At 43.7% G+C, this 13,660-nt stretch carries 13 protein-coding genes; 5 read left to right on the forward strand and 8 right to left on the reverse strand.

The window, feature by feature from the left end; translation table 11 throughout:
- Nucleotides 1-17: 17 nt before the first annotated feature.
- The 6 genes from CW740_RS09345 to CW740_RS09370 all read right to left on the reverse strand — a co-directional run bounded on the left by CW740_RS09345 (nucleotide 18) and on the right by CW740_RS09370 (nucleotide 6,076).
- Nucleotides 18-1,400 (reverse strand): DUF1329 domain-containing protein, encoded by a 1,383-nt coding sequence (locus tag CW740_RS09345; RefSeq protein ID WP_198555358.1) that lies wholly within the window; start codon nucleotides 1,398-1,400, stop codon nucleotides 18-20.
- A 19-nt stretch (nucleotides 1,401-1,419) separates the two neighbouring features.
- The gene (locus tag CW740_RS09350) at nucleotides 1,420-3,333 is read right to left on the reverse strand and encodes a DUF1302 domain-containing protein (RefSeq protein ID WP_106647247.1); all 1,914 of its coding nucleotides are present in this window, start codon (nucleotides 3,331-3,333) and stop codon (nucleotides 1,420-1,422) included.
- A gap of 355 nt (nucleotides 3,334-3,688) precedes the next feature.
- Nucleotides 3,689-3,868, reverse strand: a complete 180-nt coding sequence (locus tag CW740_RS09355) for a hypothetical protein (RefSeq protein WP_018624261.1) — start codon at nucleotides 3,866-3,868, stop codon at nucleotides 3,689-3,691.
- 30 nt (nucleotides 3,869-3,898) lie between these two features.
- Complete coding sequence (locus CW740_RS09360; RefSeq protein ID WP_106647248.1) at nucleotides 3,899-4,855, reverse strand: hypothetical protein; 957 nt, start codon at nucleotides 4,853-4,855, stop codon at nucleotides 3,899-3,901.
- Nucleotides 4,852-5,709, reverse strand: a complete 858-nt coding sequence (locus tag CW740_RS09365; protein ID WP_106647249.1) for an ABC transporter ATP-binding protein — start codon at nucleotides 5,707-5,709, stop codon at nucleotides 4,852-4,854. Before CW740_RS09365 ends, CW740_RS09360 begins: the two co-directional genes overlap by 4 nt.
- Complete coding sequence (locus tag CW740_RS09370; protein WP_106647250.1) at nucleotides 5,702-6,076, reverse strand: GntR family transcriptional regulator; 375 nt, start codon at nucleotides 6,074-6,076, stop codon at nucleotides 5,702-5,704. Before CW740_RS09370 ends, CW740_RS09365 begins: the two co-directional genes overlap by 8 nt.
- Before the next feature lie 289 nt (nucleotides 6,077-6,365).
- Here CW740_RS09370 and CW740_RS09375 point away from each other — a divergent pair, with 289 nt between their 5' ends.
- From CW740_RS09375 to CW740_RS09385, 3 genes are all read left to right on the forward strand, one after another.
- On the forward strand, nucleotides 6,366-7,322 hold the full coding sequence (locus CW740_RS09375; protein ID WP_227523839.1) for a YeiH family protein: 957 nt from the start codon (nucleotides 6,366-6,368) through the stop codon (nucleotides 7,320-7,322).
- A gap of 23 nt (nucleotides 7,323-7,345) precedes the next feature.
- Nucleotides 7,346-8,248: an NAD(+) diphosphatase gene (gene nudC / locus CW740_RS09380; RefSeq protein ID WP_106647252.1), complete on the forward strand. Its 903-nt coding sequence runs from the start codon at nucleotides 7,346-7,348 to the stop codon at nucleotides 8,246-8,248.
- A gap of 212 nt (nucleotides 8,249-8,460) precedes the next feature.
- Nucleotides 8,461-8,820, forward strand: coding sequence for a hypothetical protein (locus CW740_RS09385; RefSeq protein ID WP_106647253.1), 360 nt, complete (start codon nucleotides 8,461-8,463; stop codon nucleotides 8,818-8,820).
- Between the two features lie 5 nt (nucleotides 8,821-8,825).
- Here CW740_RS09385 and epmA read toward each other — a convergent pair whose 3' ends face one another.
- Both epmA and efp read right to left on the reverse strand, forming a co-directional pair.
- Nucleotides 8,826-9,776 carry an elongation factor P--(R)-beta-lysine ligase gene (gene epmA, locus CW740_RS09390; protein ID WP_106648137.1) on the reverse strand — a complete coding sequence of 317 codons (951 nt, stop codon included), beginning with the start codon at nucleotides 9,774-9,776 and terminating at the stop codon, nucleotides 8,826-8,828.
- 348 nt (nucleotides 9,777-10,124) lie between these two features.
- Entirely contained in the window at nucleotides 10,125-10,688 is a 564-nt protein-coding gene (gene efp / locus CW740_RS09395) for an elongation factor P (RefSeq protein WP_018624253.1), read from the reverse strand.
- 27 nt (nucleotides 10,689-10,715) lie between these two features.
- On the opposite strand from efp, the gene epmB reads away from it, so the two are divergent.
- Together epmB and CW740_RS09405 are read left to right on the forward strand one after the other, a co-directional pair.
- The gene (gene epmB / locus CW740_RS09400) at nucleotides 10,716-11,747 is read left to right on the forward strand and encodes an EF-P beta-lysylation protein EpmB (RefSeq protein ID WP_106647254.1); all 1,032 of its coding nucleotides are present in this window, start codon (nucleotides 10,716-10,718) and stop codon (nucleotides 11,745-11,747) included.
- A 127-nt stretch (nucleotides 11,748-11,874) separates the two neighbouring features.
- A complete protein-coding gene (locus CW740_RS09405) occupies nucleotides 11,875-13,647 on the forward strand; it encodes a hypothetical protein (RefSeq protein WP_227523840.1) in 1,773 nt (590 codons plus the stop codon).
- Nucleotides 13,648-13,660 lie beyond the last annotated feature (13 nt).

Here is a 13,660-nt window from a genome sequence, read left to right on the forward strand (position 1 = left end):
CCGCTTGCATTGTCTAACTAGCGTATGCCTGCGCGACGTAATGCTGAAGGAGTGAAGTGAGAATCACTAAACTCAACTTTGAAGTTATACATATTTTCCTGGTTATCTAAACCGATTACCAAGTAACGACCTGATGGAAGATCGTAATATGCTTCAAGCGTTGACCACAAAGTTGGTACGTCATAGTAGTTGACTAGATAAGCCATAGCTACACGCCACAACTCACCACGCTCATCATACATTTCTTCAGCAGCAATCTGCCAGCTGTCTTCATCAATATAGAACACGCGTTTCTTATATTGATGACGCGTATCTTCTTTCAAGTTTGCTTCTAAAACCCATACTCGATGTTTTTCATAACGAACCAGGTCAGAGTTAATCACGCCCGGCTGGATAATTTCATCATAAGTTACTTCATCAGAATGCAACTTGTATGTGTTGTATGGAATATAGATTTCTTTCTTGCCTGTAATAGTCCAGTTATAGCGGTCAGGAGCACCATTAAACATATCGAAATCGTCAGTGGTTCTTAGACCATCAGAAGCAGTACCCGGGGCATCATAAGCAACGTTTGGAGCACGACGCACACGACGCTGACCAGTGTTATAAGTCCAAGCTTTACGAGGCTCTTTAACCTGGTCCATAGTTTCGTGAACCAATAATGCGGTACCTGCCAGACGTGCTGGAGCAGTTACGTTTTGACGGAACAAGAACAATACGTTACCTTCTTCCAGTTTTTCTGGAGTCATGTCTGGCTCATTGTAAATATGGTGCAGCTCATCTTTCAGCTTGACCAATACATAATCACCATCAGGTAATGGTGCCGCCTGACCTACTTCACGCTCTACAGAAACACCGCGATAACGTGTAATCGAGTTCCAAATTAGCTGTAAGCCATTTTCCGGGAACGGGAATGGGATACCAATGGCTGCGCCTTTGATACCGTTACCTTCCTGGATTAACTCAGCACGGGTAGCGTTTGCTTTGATAGCATCCAAAACATGCTGAGGATATGAGGCACTACGACGAGTTGGATATATGTGCATTTTGAAACGGTCTGGATAAGCCTTGAATAAAGCAATTTGACCTACCGTAAGATGTTCTGCGTATTGCTGATAATTAGATGCATCAATCGTGAAGAGTTTTTCATCATCTGCGAAAGGATCAGGATGGTGATCACCCTCCTGGTAACCTTCAGGTATCATGTCTTCAGTAATACCGCCAGTCCAGGCTGGAATAGAGCCATCTTCATTACCTGCGCGAATAGAACCCATGGGTGTATAGATTTCTCCGCCTAATTGCGCAGCCTTTTCTTCTGATACTTTAGCGGATGCAACGCTCGTACACATAGCCGAAACGACTGCACCTGCCAATAACCATTTATTCATCATTTTAGTCATATCTTATACAACCCTTTTATTAAAACGAATAACTTAATGCTAGCGAGACGTGATCTCGGTCAGAAATAAGATTTGCTGAACCACCACCGAAGTAGCTGTTATATGCAAAATCCCACTTCCATGCACTTAAGGTACTTAAACTTACCCCTGCTGATAATGACTTACGACCTTCCAGGAAGTTCGAGATAGGTGCAGGTGTGTTACCGCTCACGTCATGCTGGAATACGATACGTGGAGACATATTCCAACCACTGAATACATTGTTGTAATCCCAGCGCATTGCCATACGGTAACCCCAAGAAAACTCATCAGCAAAACCGTTCTCAGTCATGCCTTCACATTCAGTTCGGATACGTTGACCTGTTGTAGGATTTGTAAAGCCACAGGGCGAAGTGCCTGTTGGGTCAAAACCAAATAAGCCATCAATTGTTCCGTTACCATTGTAGTCAATGGCACGATCTGGGTTGCCGGAACGGAAAGTACCTTCAGACTCAAATCGTAGCTCATCTTGACTTGGCATATCCAAAATTTGGTTAGCGCCCACTTCAACTAAGAAAGCCGTCTGGTCAGAACCAAAGACAGGCCCTAATAATGAAGTTATAGTCATTTGTGCCTGTACAGTATCAAGTAATCTATAACCTGAAATTTCTTCTCCCAAGCCAACGCCATTAGCAACCTGACTGGTGCCGCTTGGTATTTGACCAATTGGCTCAAGAGTCGCGAATAACAATTCAACATCATCAACCTGCAAAGGCTCATCAACACGGTAAGAAATCTCACCCGCTACAGATAAACCACTGTCAGTTGCAGTATTAAAACTTAAGCCGTACATCTGAATATCTTCTGGATACTCAAGAAAACCAGTAACAACGCCCTCAGCATTAGCTGCATTAGCAGAAATAATTGGACGACGGTTGTGGTAATTCATGTAGTAGAAACCAAACTCTGTACCATATTCGGTGAAATAACCTACTTTGACACCGAACTGGCCTTGATCGTCTGCAAAACGTGTTTCATCGCGTAATGCAACGGTTCCTGGTTGACCTTCTGGGTACTGTGCAAAACCTAAGTGAACCTCTTCACCTTTCAGGCCTAAGAAGTCACGTGTAGAAAAATAAGTACCCGGCTCATCAAACTTAACTTCTTCAAATTCAAACTGATAGAAAGCTTCCATATTCCAGCTTTCATTCAAGTCGAAAGACGTCCAGATCATACTGGTCGGAATAAAGGCCTCTTTAAGCTCGGCACCAGGATTTCTTAAGGTTCTCAGGTCTACGGGATTTGCCTCAGATAAACTGTGCTGGATAAAAGTACTTTCACCCCAGCTAACAACCTGCTCACCTAAACGAACCTGCATCACGTTGCCACTGTCGAACTCAAATGTTTTCCAAACATACATATCAAGCATACGAGCATCGTAACCCTGCTCTTCTCTTGCAGTATTTCTGCCATCTTGCCCGCCATAGCTATCTAGATTACGGAAGGGAAGCTCAGTGTCCATCAAAATACGGTCATAGTACCAAAGGCCGCGAGCAAATAAGCCCTGATCGCCATCCTTGTGACGAATGTCTAACTCATGAACGCCTTTGATCACTTGTGAAAAGAAATCACCCTTATCAAAATTTAGATTGCCATCGTCGGAGTTGTTAGACCATGCTCCCGGCGGGACAGTGCCAGAAAGGTAAGCATTTGAAATTGGTTGTCCATTCTCAATTTGATAGAGATTTGACTTACCTACTAAGTTACGGTCTCGCTCTTCGACCCGCACACCGACACCTACCGATAAAGTAGTATCAAAGTTAACATCGTAATTTTCTGTGTCCCAATTGACCGCCTGACTGCTGGCAGCTGACACGGCTAATGCAACACCTGCTGCAATTTGAGATAAGCGCGTCATTGGAGAGCTTTTATGGTTTAACCCTGTATTTTTCATACAATTCCTTCCCCCATCGATAGGAATTAACTGTTCGCTGTAAACAAAAGTAAACGGAAGACGGTAAGACGTCATACCACTTATAAATCGCATACTATCAATAATTTCTACTTATAAGCAAGCAATATAACGATGGTAATTTGTCAACAATTTTTGCAGGTGCAAGTTAGTAGCTAGGCAGTATTTTGCACAATAAACAAGCAAGTTATAGGAATAAGCAGGAAAGAACTCGCCTATATTGTACAACTTTTGAACAGGTGAGTTTTTTGATGACTGACCAATGACAGGAAGGATAGCAAGCTAGTCCTTCCTGTTTATTTATTCAGTTGGCTCAATTAAAGTCCGTTTATATCGCTTACTTGAAGAAATTCTTGATACTCAAGTGTATTTTATTCACTGTCTCAAGCGAGTTTAGAACTTCTATCTCTGGTACCGACTGATTCCATTGAATGGCTACAATCGTTATCAGTGCTCCCATGCCTATATAAAGACAGGCTCTACTCAACCATTGAGTGCTTTTTTTGTTGTAAACCATAATCTATCTCCTTTTTTGCGTGATAGGCTCTTAAAGAGCCTCATCACGGTAACGTCTAATCATAATCGCGCCGACCACAAATGCGGCACCGACAACAATCCCTAACCATAAATCCATATCCATAAGATGCTTACCAAAGCTTAAAGGAATCCAGTCCTCTTCGATGAAGTCAGCAGCATCACTTTCAATCACATCGCTAAAGTCACCAGCAATATTGGCAACCGGAGTAATATAAGCTGCCCAAATCATCACAAAGCGCTCGCCAATGTATGAGGCAACGTGAGCTGTATTAGTGACGATACTTTCTGCAATAATCACCAGTACTACCGGGACTGTTGCAACTAGGAATGGCACCTTTTTAGTCCAGCTCGATACCAACAACAAGTAACCAATTATTGGCGCAGCCCACAAGGTCGCTACATAAAAAGCCTGCAACTGATAGAAAGCAATCACAAATAAGTTAGATGGCTGCCAAATATTACTCCAGGCGCTGGCATCCGATACCCAAGCAAAAATAGTAGCTAACATCATTATTGCCAAAGTCGTTATCTGTAATATGACCCAGAAGAACAGCGGTGCTAATACCATAGCTGTGACTACTTTCGATACCACCGTCATGGTGTCCGATATAGGCATTGATTTCCAAAACAGAATGCTACGATCTTTACGATCATCGTATAGCGCACCTAAACAATAGAAGAAGCCAACGATTGCCAATACAAAGCCAAAGCTAAAGATGCCGCTATACATGCCCATTTGAACACCGATTGCTTTTGCTCTTGGGTCTACACTGACGTCATATAACTTAAACAAGCTAGTTAGATCATGACTACCCACACCATTGATTTGCACATTGCTGGTGCTGAAAACAAAGACGCCCAGGAAGACACCGAATACTGCTATTCCACCAATAATCAAAGGTACCCACTGAAGACCGGTCTTATTTTCCCAGTATTCTCTTTTTAATAAGGTCAGAAACGTTTTCATGCGGCCTCTCCTTTCATTTTGGCAACAAACAGATCGGCTACGCTCGGTTTGCGAACCTTACCTAATTCTTGAAGTTGCTCCTTAGCGATACCACTGAACAGGCATACCTTTTGCCCAAACACTTCCCTGACATTCAGTGGTTTCATCGCTAAGGCAGCTTCCTCAAACTCCTTCTCAACCATTACTTCAAAATACGAGTCTGCAATGGCATCCATTGAATCATCAAGCACGATTTTTCCGTCCTGGATAAAAATCAAATCACTTAATATGTGCTCAATTTCCTCAACCTGATGCGTAGTTATTATTATGGTTCGATTATCATCAAAATAATCGTTTAGCAGTTGCTCGTAGAATGATTTGCGGAACAGGATATCCAGTCCTAATGTTGGCTCATCCAGAATCAACAAGTCCGCATCAATTGCCATGATTAAGGCCAGGTGCAGTTGCACCACCATTCCTTTGGATAAGGACTTAACCCGGCTATTCCTTTTTATTTTTGTTTGTTCCAAGTACTTCTCACACAGCTCACGACTGAAACGAGGATGTACCCCCTCTACAAAGTCGATTGCCTGACTTACTTTAATCCAGCGAGGTAACACGGCCACATCAGCAATAAAACAGACGCGTTTCATCAGCTCATCGCGTTGTTTATGCGGATCCAGACCGAAAATATTAAGCTCGCCTTCGAAAGGTGTTAAACCTAACAGTGATTTTAGTAATGTTGTTTTTCCCGCACCATTCGGGCCAATAAGACCCAAAATACGTCCTGACTCTAACTCAAAGCTAACGTTATCAAGAGCTTTGAAGTTGCCATATTTTTTATTCAATCCTTTGGCTTCAATGATATTACTCATGATTGCTCTCCTCAGCTTTAGTACGATTGAAGAGATCATCCAATGAAATCTGCAAGCGTTCGATTTTTTTCAACAGTGCTGGCCACTCTACAGTCAAGAATTGCTCGCGCTCCTGCTTTAATAACTTCTCTTTCGCACCTTCAGTTACGAACATGCCTAATCCCCTTCGTTTTTCTGCTAATTCACTTTCAACCAATAATTGATAAGCCTTGGATACGGTGATCGGATTCAACTGATACTCTGCTGAAATGTTCCGAACCGAGGGCAAGGCATCACCTTCCTGCAAGCTTCCATCAAGGATCATATTGAGGACCTTATCGCGGAGTTGCAGGTAAATTGGCTGTGTGTCATCCCAATGTATTTGCATATTTAGCTACCTGTTGGCAGTTACCCTTTGTTGTTTTGAGTTAAAAACCATCAAAATCAACATCTTAGCTAGGCAAGACGGCTTTTATTACTTTAAGTGTCTCGCTGACATGGTGTTATACTAAGATATAACACCGACTCTGTAAAACACTTTTTGCAATTTTTTTATAAAAAGGCTGTAACAAAGTGTGTATCAGCTCCTAAGAAGCTCATCATATTAAAGAAAGCTAATGAACTGACTTACAAAGGCCTGTAAACTCTTGCCTTATGTTTTTCAGTTAATTATCAACGTGCAGAACTCAAAATTATTCCCTTTCACACCAGCCAACATACTGTTGCTTGTGCTTAGTCTGGCTTGCATATTCAGTTTATTACCTGCGAGTTATGCCTTGGCAGCCGGCCTGTTATGGGGTTGGTTCTTTGCTGATCAGCAGGCTTTACCACTGTCCAGCTGGGCCAGTCTGCTACTGAAGATAGCGATTGTTTTGCTTGGATTTAGCCTACCATTAGCAGAACTTTGGGGAACGGCAAGAGATAGCTTTGTTCTAACCGTCAGTGTTATCGCTGGTGCACTATTGCTTGGACTACTCATCGCCAGGTTACTCAAACTTGACGCTCAACAGGGCTGGCTTATCAGTTCCGGGACAGCGATTTGTGGGGGAAGCGCCATTGCTGCTGTCGGTTCTTCCATAAAAGCCAATAGCCACAATATGGTTATTTCCCTTGCCATCGTTTTTATCTTAAATGCTGTGGCTCTGTTTATATTTCCTGCGGTAGGTCATTGGTTAGAGTTGTCACAGAGTCAATTTGGCCTGTGGGCAGCGCTGGGGATACATGACACCAGCAGCGTAGTTGGTGCTGCGGCGGTTTATGGCGAAGAAGCCCTGGAAGTAGCGACCACTACTAAATTATCACGCGCCTTATGGATTATTCCTTTGGCAATTGTTGCGTCAATCTCGCAGCACTCTGGCAAGATCAAATTCAGCCTACCCTTATTTATTGTGTTCTTCCTGCTGGCCAGTGCCATTAGCAGTTTCTTACTAAGTCCGGAGCTTATGGCGCAAGTAGGCACTTACATCAAGCCTGCGTCCAAAAACCTGTTTGCACTCAGCCTGTTATGGATGGGCACCAGTCTAAACCGAGCAGCCATTAAGTCGATCCCGCTTCGCTCCATGTTACTGGGAATCATTCTTTGGCTTGCGGTCTCCATAAGCTCGTTGTACGTTGTGTCCCAATGGTACCCATGAGCAATATCAGGTGAAAAAATAGAATGTTCGCACTTCAATTTGATCAGCTCGACCGACAGGCCGAATTAAGGGCCAACCCTTCTGAGTTAAGAGAGCTGGCTCAGCAGAAGAACAGCTTGATCCTTCCTGTCTATCACCAAAAATTACTATCAGGTGATAATGGTCTCATTTGGCTTAGCTGGAACAATTTGCAAAACAAGGTTTCAACCGTTCAAGATAAGCACCTGATTTACATTGGAAAGGTAACTATTGAGGGACGCCCTCAACATTACTTCAGTTACCGTTTGACTAAACCAGAGGAGTTTATCCAAGCATTCCCAGAGGCGGGATTGAAAGGGTTGCGTGAGTTATTTCCTGATCTCAATGAAACTCAGTCCTATCTGGCCAATGTCGCCATTGGAATTGAACACTGGCACAACACACACCAGTTTTGTGGCTATTGCGGCCACGCAACTTATTCCAAGCTGGCTGGCTTTGTCCGTCAGTGCAGCAACCCTAACTGCGCTAAAGAACATTTTCCTCGCACCGATGCCGCGGTAATTTGTGCCATCAGTTTTCAGGATAAGATTCTGTTGGGGCGTCAGGCCAGCTGGCCAGAAAAACGCTACTCAGTTATTGCAGGCTTTGTCGAACCTGGCGAAAGCCTTGAGCAGGCAGTAGCACGAGAAGCTGATGAAGAAGTTGGACTGGAAGTTACCAATATCCAATATTTCAGCTCACAACCCTGGCCTTTTCCACAATCGCTGATGACTGGATTTACTGCAGACGCCACCCATTCTAATATCCGTTTAAAGGACCAGGAGCTGGAGCACGCGGACTGGTTCTCACGACAACAACTGATTGATTTGATAGCAAATGGCGAGCTTATACTTCCCTATCGCTACTCGATCTCCAGAGCTTTGGTTGAAAACTGGCGTAGCCAATAAGTCCTTGAAATTGCAAAAATTAGCACACTTTTCTGTGTATTTTTTAAACAATTGTTGACGACTCCCCATTTCTCAAGTAGAAATAATAGCAATCCTTATAACTGTTGCTTATAAAACAGTTGTACTTAAGGAGATACAGGATGTTTAGGAAACCGCTGATTCTTTAGCTTCAATCCACAGAGTCAGCAAGATTTAGGAAACAAGGAGTTCTTATGTCTAAGATCACGATCCTCGCTGGTGACTTCCCAAGCGGCAATGGTCACTTTTCATTTCGTAATTTCACCCTCCCAGGCGACAGCAATCATTACCTCTGCGAGACTGTTAATATTAATCAACTTGAGTCATTCAACCGTGTTAATAGACAAATGGTTACCATGCTTGGGGTAGGCGAACGAACTGAGCGAATGTTGGAAGACTTGACTCAGGATCATGTTCTATTTATGGCGCGCCTCAAAGATAAAAGACGTTTTGTCGGACTCACGGATAGCCGAACCTTCGACAAAATGATTCAGGCAAGGCGTATCGAAGGCAATAAAAGTGAAGCTTTAACCAAAGCTCCTTCAGCAGCATAAATCTATTAGGCTCGATCCCAGGGAAAAGCGATAACATCGCTAATATCGTTGGTTGCAAGCTTAATCATCAACAGGCGATCGAGCCCTAAAGCCACCCCGGAACACTCCGGTAACCCATGTTCCAATGCTTCAATAAAGTGTTGGTCGATAGCCATTTCTGGCAGATTATTTTGTACCCGCCACCTGTTATCAGCCTCAAATCGCTTTAACTGTTGGTCACAATCGGCAAGTTCATAAAAGCCATTTGCCAGCTCAATACCTTCAATATAAAGCTCAAAGCGATGAGCAACTCTTGAGTCTGTCTCTGAGATACGAGCTAGAGCAGCCTGGCTCGCTGGATAATCGTAGATAAAACAGACTGAGTCATTCAACCCAAGCTGAGGTTCAATCTTATCTTCAAACAGTAAGCTCAAATAATCATCTCGCTCCAACTCATCGGGAAGCAAGCCAAGATTAGAGCGGGCAAACTGTTCAAGCTCCTCATCATTGATGGATAAGGGGTCTATACCAAGGAATTCAATAAAGGACTGCTGATAGCTCAGATCCTGTCGCTGCTTCGGCCCAAGCACCTTAGACACAAGTTCATAGACCTCATCCATCAACTGCAAATGGTCAAAATCTAAACGATACCATTCCAACATAGTGAACTCAGGGTTGTGCCTGCTCCCCACCTCATCCTGGCGAAATGCTTTGCATATTTGATAGATTGAACCGGAACCTGCTGCTAGCAAGCGCTTCATGGCGTACTCAGGAGAGGTCTGCAAGATCCCCTGCTCCTGGGAGCTAACTTGAGCGATCATTGAACGCATATAACGATCAGTAACTCCGTAATGCGATAGGGAAGGAGTATCGACCTCTAGTACCTCTCGTTCAGCAAAGAATGCTCTGACTGTCGCCAGTAACTCAGCACGGGCCTTAAGGTTTTGTAGTGATGCGGAGGGTTTCCAGTGGGTCATAGGCTTGATTCGAAGATGCACTATTTGGTTTAACAAAATACAGGGCAGACACATAGGTCTGCCCCTACCGTTCTAAACACCCTCTAGCGCAGAAAAAATATTCTTAGGCTAAACACCTGGCATGTGAGGACGCGGAGTTATGAAGCTCTAGCCCTATACTACCTAGCGGAAATAAAATTGTTAGGCTCATCGGCAAATCAATATTGTTCGCAAAATCAACCTGTACACCTAGCACAGGGAAATTCTTGCTAGACAAGGCTTGCTTATTTTTAAATGGGGGGAGTTTAGCTCCACTAAACGACCTTCTTTAAAAATAAGCGTAACGCAGTATAGCGAGAATTTAACAAGCTAGGCGCGAGAAACGTAATCGCCAGTACGCGTATCGATCTTAAGCTTATCACCAATATTCACAAATAGAGGTACTTTTACCACAGCGCCTGTGTGCATGGTTGCTGGCTTTGAGCCACCGCTTGATGTATCACCGCGCAGACCTGGGTCAGTATCGGTTACTTCTAGTACCACAAAGTTTGGTGGCGTGACGTCGATTGGGTTACCGTTCCAAAGCGTGATCAGGCATTTATCCTGTTCAATTAAATATACGGCTTTGTCGCCTACTGCATTTTTATCGGCTGAAACCTGCTCGAAGGTGTTTGGATCCATGAAGTACCAGAACTCGCCATCGTTGTAGAGGTATTCCATATCCGTATCCATGACATCGGCTGTTTCGATGGATTCACCTGATTTAAAAGTTTTTTCGACGGTGCGGCCGGTTAGCAAGTATAATACTTTGGTTTTACTGAAGGCCTGGCCTTTACCGGGACGAACGAACTGGTTGTCGACCACCGTACAGGGTTCGCCGTCTAGCATAATTTTTGTACCATTACGTAAGTCGTTAGTGGTAATTGTTCCCATGTGTTCCTCTGGATTTCAATTAGGTTTATGATTCAAAACTTGCAGATTCTACCGCGAAATGACTCATATTGGCAGGAGCGAGAGTGGAAAAAGTTGCTCGCCGGAGCGATTTCTTCACCTTTTGAGCTCTTGTCACGACTGAATCTGTCTCCCGATCAGCTACCCTACTCCATTCTAGATAAGCATCGCTTTATTCAAAAGGTCCCTGCTCCTTTCATTGATAGGATGGAAATTGGAAACCCCAATGATCCTCTTTTACGTCAGGTGTTGGCATTGAGTGAGGAAAACAATACTGTGGAGGGGTTTGTTTCCGACCCTTTGCAAGAACAGGAATCTGAAATTCCAGGTCTGCTACACAAATATCGTTCACGCGTTCTGGTCATGCTGTCTACGGCCTGTGCTATTAACTGTCGCTACTGCTTCCGCCGCGAGTTTCCCTATCAGGAACATCAGACTGGGCGCGACGGATGGTCTGCGATTTTTGATTACCTGCGAGATCACCCTGAAATCAATGAGGTTATTCTAAGTGGGGGCGATCCTCTGGCGGTCAGTGATGCCTACCTCAATGATTTTATCCAGCAACTAAGTGCAATACCTTCTGTTATCAGATTGAGAATTCATACACGGCTACCAGTGGTCATTCCGCAACGAGTGACGCAGGGCTTTGTTGACGCCGTAACTCAAAGTCGCCTGCAAACTGTTGTGGTCTTACACATTAATCACCCGAATGAAATTGATGAGCTTTTTTCCAAGTCGTTGTCCAGACTACATAGAGCAGGAGTCAGCCTTCTCAACCAAAGCGTACTTTTAAAAGATGTTAACGACGATAGTCGCATTTTAGCCGAACTTAGCGAAAAATTGTTTGCTAGCCATATATTGCCCTATTATCTACATCTGCTGGATAAAGTCAGTGGCGCACATCATTTTCTGGTATCGGATCAGCAGGCAAAATCCATTATGCAACAATTGCATCAAAAGATTGCCGGCTTTCTTGTTCCAACTCTGGTTCGCGAGGAAGCCGGAAAGAACAGCAAAACCCCTCTGGATCTCGGTTTTTAGCTTTAAATAATCAAAGACTTAGTACCAAATAAAACTGGCGCTTGTTGCACCTATTCGCTAATATAAAAGCCATAACTTCAAAAGATAATAATACTAGTTTGCCTAGTATCAGGCTAAGGAGAATGGAGTGGCCTTAACTCAAGGACAATTGGGGCTCACAGTACGAGTCAGAAACGATTCCATGGTGGCGGATATCCCTGCCAGCGTGAAGGCGGCAGAACATTGGTTGGAAAATCTGCCTATTGCTGACATGGGCGAAACAGCTTCCAAAATTTTCCATTATCTGTATGACCTCAATCAATCACCTTTAGCCCCTAAAGAACGCCTACAAATACTTGAAGCCGTTGTTCCAACCTGTGAAACCTTAATTGACTCCCTGTCAGAGATATATGTTCACAGCCCACTTAAATATTCACAGAAATTACAATCTGCCTCAGAGCTGGTACATGCTTTGGCCTCTGAACTGGTGTTTGGCTTCAACGCAGTAATTGAAGACATTAACTTAAACCCACAAATGCTGGAAAAATACAACAAGACCATTCTTCCGGCAGCTTGCGCTAATGCTTTGCATTATCTGGGTGAAATACAACTGCAGCGCTATCAACTTTATAAATCAGTCGGGGGCAAGATTTGGCGTCAACAAAATATAATTTTTAAGTTAGCCACTGCTAATGACTTCCTTGAACACAGGCTTAAAAAATTATCAACGCCATTAGTTAGCGTTAAAAAACAATTACTCATCAATTTGACACTATCAATCTGCAACCCTTATCAAATGAAACATGGCGAGGCCAGTGCAGTTTATGAGTCATTGAAAGTTTTAGCTAGCTATATCGAACTGATCTCAGGTACCAACAGCAATACCCTGTTTGCCTACTTACCCGAAACTGAAATTCCCCCACAACCAGCAAACGCCATCGAGAATGAATCACAACAAAAATTTGGCATTGATTTAACTCAGGCCATTGCCGTGCTTGAAAACAGCATGATGGAAAAAAGAAGCGGTTTCCTGTCTAGATTCAAAAAAACCGCTGAAATATCGCTGGATGAGGACTTAAAAGCTCAGGTTCTAGAAAGCTGGAATACTGTAAAAACACGTAATTTCATCCGCATTAATTCAAACGAAAGTACTCAAGTGGCAGTTGGTTTAGCGGGCTCTCATCATTTTCTAGTAGAAAGAGACGGCAAGGCACTTCATGATCGTTTCTATGGAACGACGAAAAAAACCAAGGCCTTTCAGGTTGAGTCTCTTCAACTTCAGCAGGAAGAAAGCCAGCACGGTTTTGTCTGGAAGCAGTCTCGTCCCAGAGGCATGGATATTCAAGACAAGCGCACAACTGAAGATGCCTTCGCCTCAATTTATAAGCCGCGTACATTTGATCAGCGCAAGCTCGAAAAAGAAGATCACCCATATAAAGAATTAAAGACACGGGCCAAATTTGAGTGGATCAACGGTGTCGTCAAAGATGTCAGTCCGGCGGGATTCTGTGTGGCATTTGAAAAAGCACCATCGCAGTATGCAGAAACTAATGAGCTGGTGACGGTAAAGAACTTCAAAAACGGTAAGGAAATGTATAATCTGGGCCTAATCCGTTGGAATCGCTGGCAGGGCCATGACGTGTTTCTGATTGGAGTAGAGCTGATTTCACCGGAAGCAACGCCTGTTCGAGCAACCCTCGACTGGGATTACGCCAAACCAGCATACCATCATAACGGATTACTGCTTCCTGAAATGCCAAACGCAGGTATTGATTCAAGCCTGATTTTGCCACCTCTTGGCTATCGCTCAGGCCAGACAGTCGCTATTATGACTCCCGAAGAAGAGTATAAGGTAGAGCTAACACGCAAAGTGATTGAAACGGATAATTTTATCCAGTTTCATTATCGACAAAAACTTTAGCTAACACACATCC

The organism is Kangiella profundi (assembly GCF_002838765.1).
GTDB classification, from domain to species: Bacteria; Pseudomonadota; Gammaproteobacteria; order Enterobacterales; family Kangiellaceae; genus Kangiella; species Kangiella profundi.

Bases quoted from the DNA above. Each gene is read 5' to 3' on its own strand.
- epmB (WP_106647254.1), top strand. From the start codon at position 10,716: ATGATTCAAAACTTGCAGATTCTACCGCGAAATGACTCATATTGGCAG.
- epmA (WP_106648137.1), bottom strand. From the start codon at position 9,776: ATGACCCACTGGAAACCCTCCGCATCACTACAAAACCTTAAGGCCCGT.
- nudC (WP_106647252.1), top strand. From the start codon at position 7,346: ATGTTCGCACTTCAATTTGATCAGCTCGACCGACAGGCCGAATTAAGG.
- CW740_RS09355 (WP_018624261.1), bottom strand. From the start codon at position 3,868: ATGGTTTACAACAAAAAAAGCACTCAATGGTTGAGTAGAGCCTGTCTT.
- CW740_RS09350 (WP_106647247.1), bottom strand. From the start codon at position 3,333: ATGAAAAATACAGGGTTAAACCATAAAAGCTCTCCAATGACGCGCTTA.
- CW740_RS09365 (WP_106647249.1), bottom strand. From the start codon at position 5,709: ATGAGTAATATCATTGAAGCCAAAGGATTGAATAAAAAATATGGCAAC.
- CW740_RS09385 (WP_106647253.1), top strand. From the start codon at position 8,461: ATGTCTAAGATCACGATCCTCGCTGGTGACTTCCCAAGCGGCAATGGT.
- efp (WP_018624253.1), bottom strand. From the start codon at position 10,688: ATGGGAACAATTACCACTAACGACTTACGTAATGGTACAAAAATTATG.
- CW740_RS09345 (WP_198555358.1), bottom strand. From the start codon at position 1,400: ATGACTAAAATGATGAATAAATGGTTATTGGCAGGTGCAGTCGTTTCG.
- CW740_RS09360 (WP_106647248.1), bottom strand. From the start codon at position 4,855: ATGAAAACGTTTCTGACCTTATTAAAAAGAGAATACTGGGAAAATAAG.
- CW740_RS09370 (WP_106647250.1), bottom strand. From the start codon at position 6,076: ATGCAAATACATTGGGATGACACACAGCCAATTTACCTGCAACTCCGC.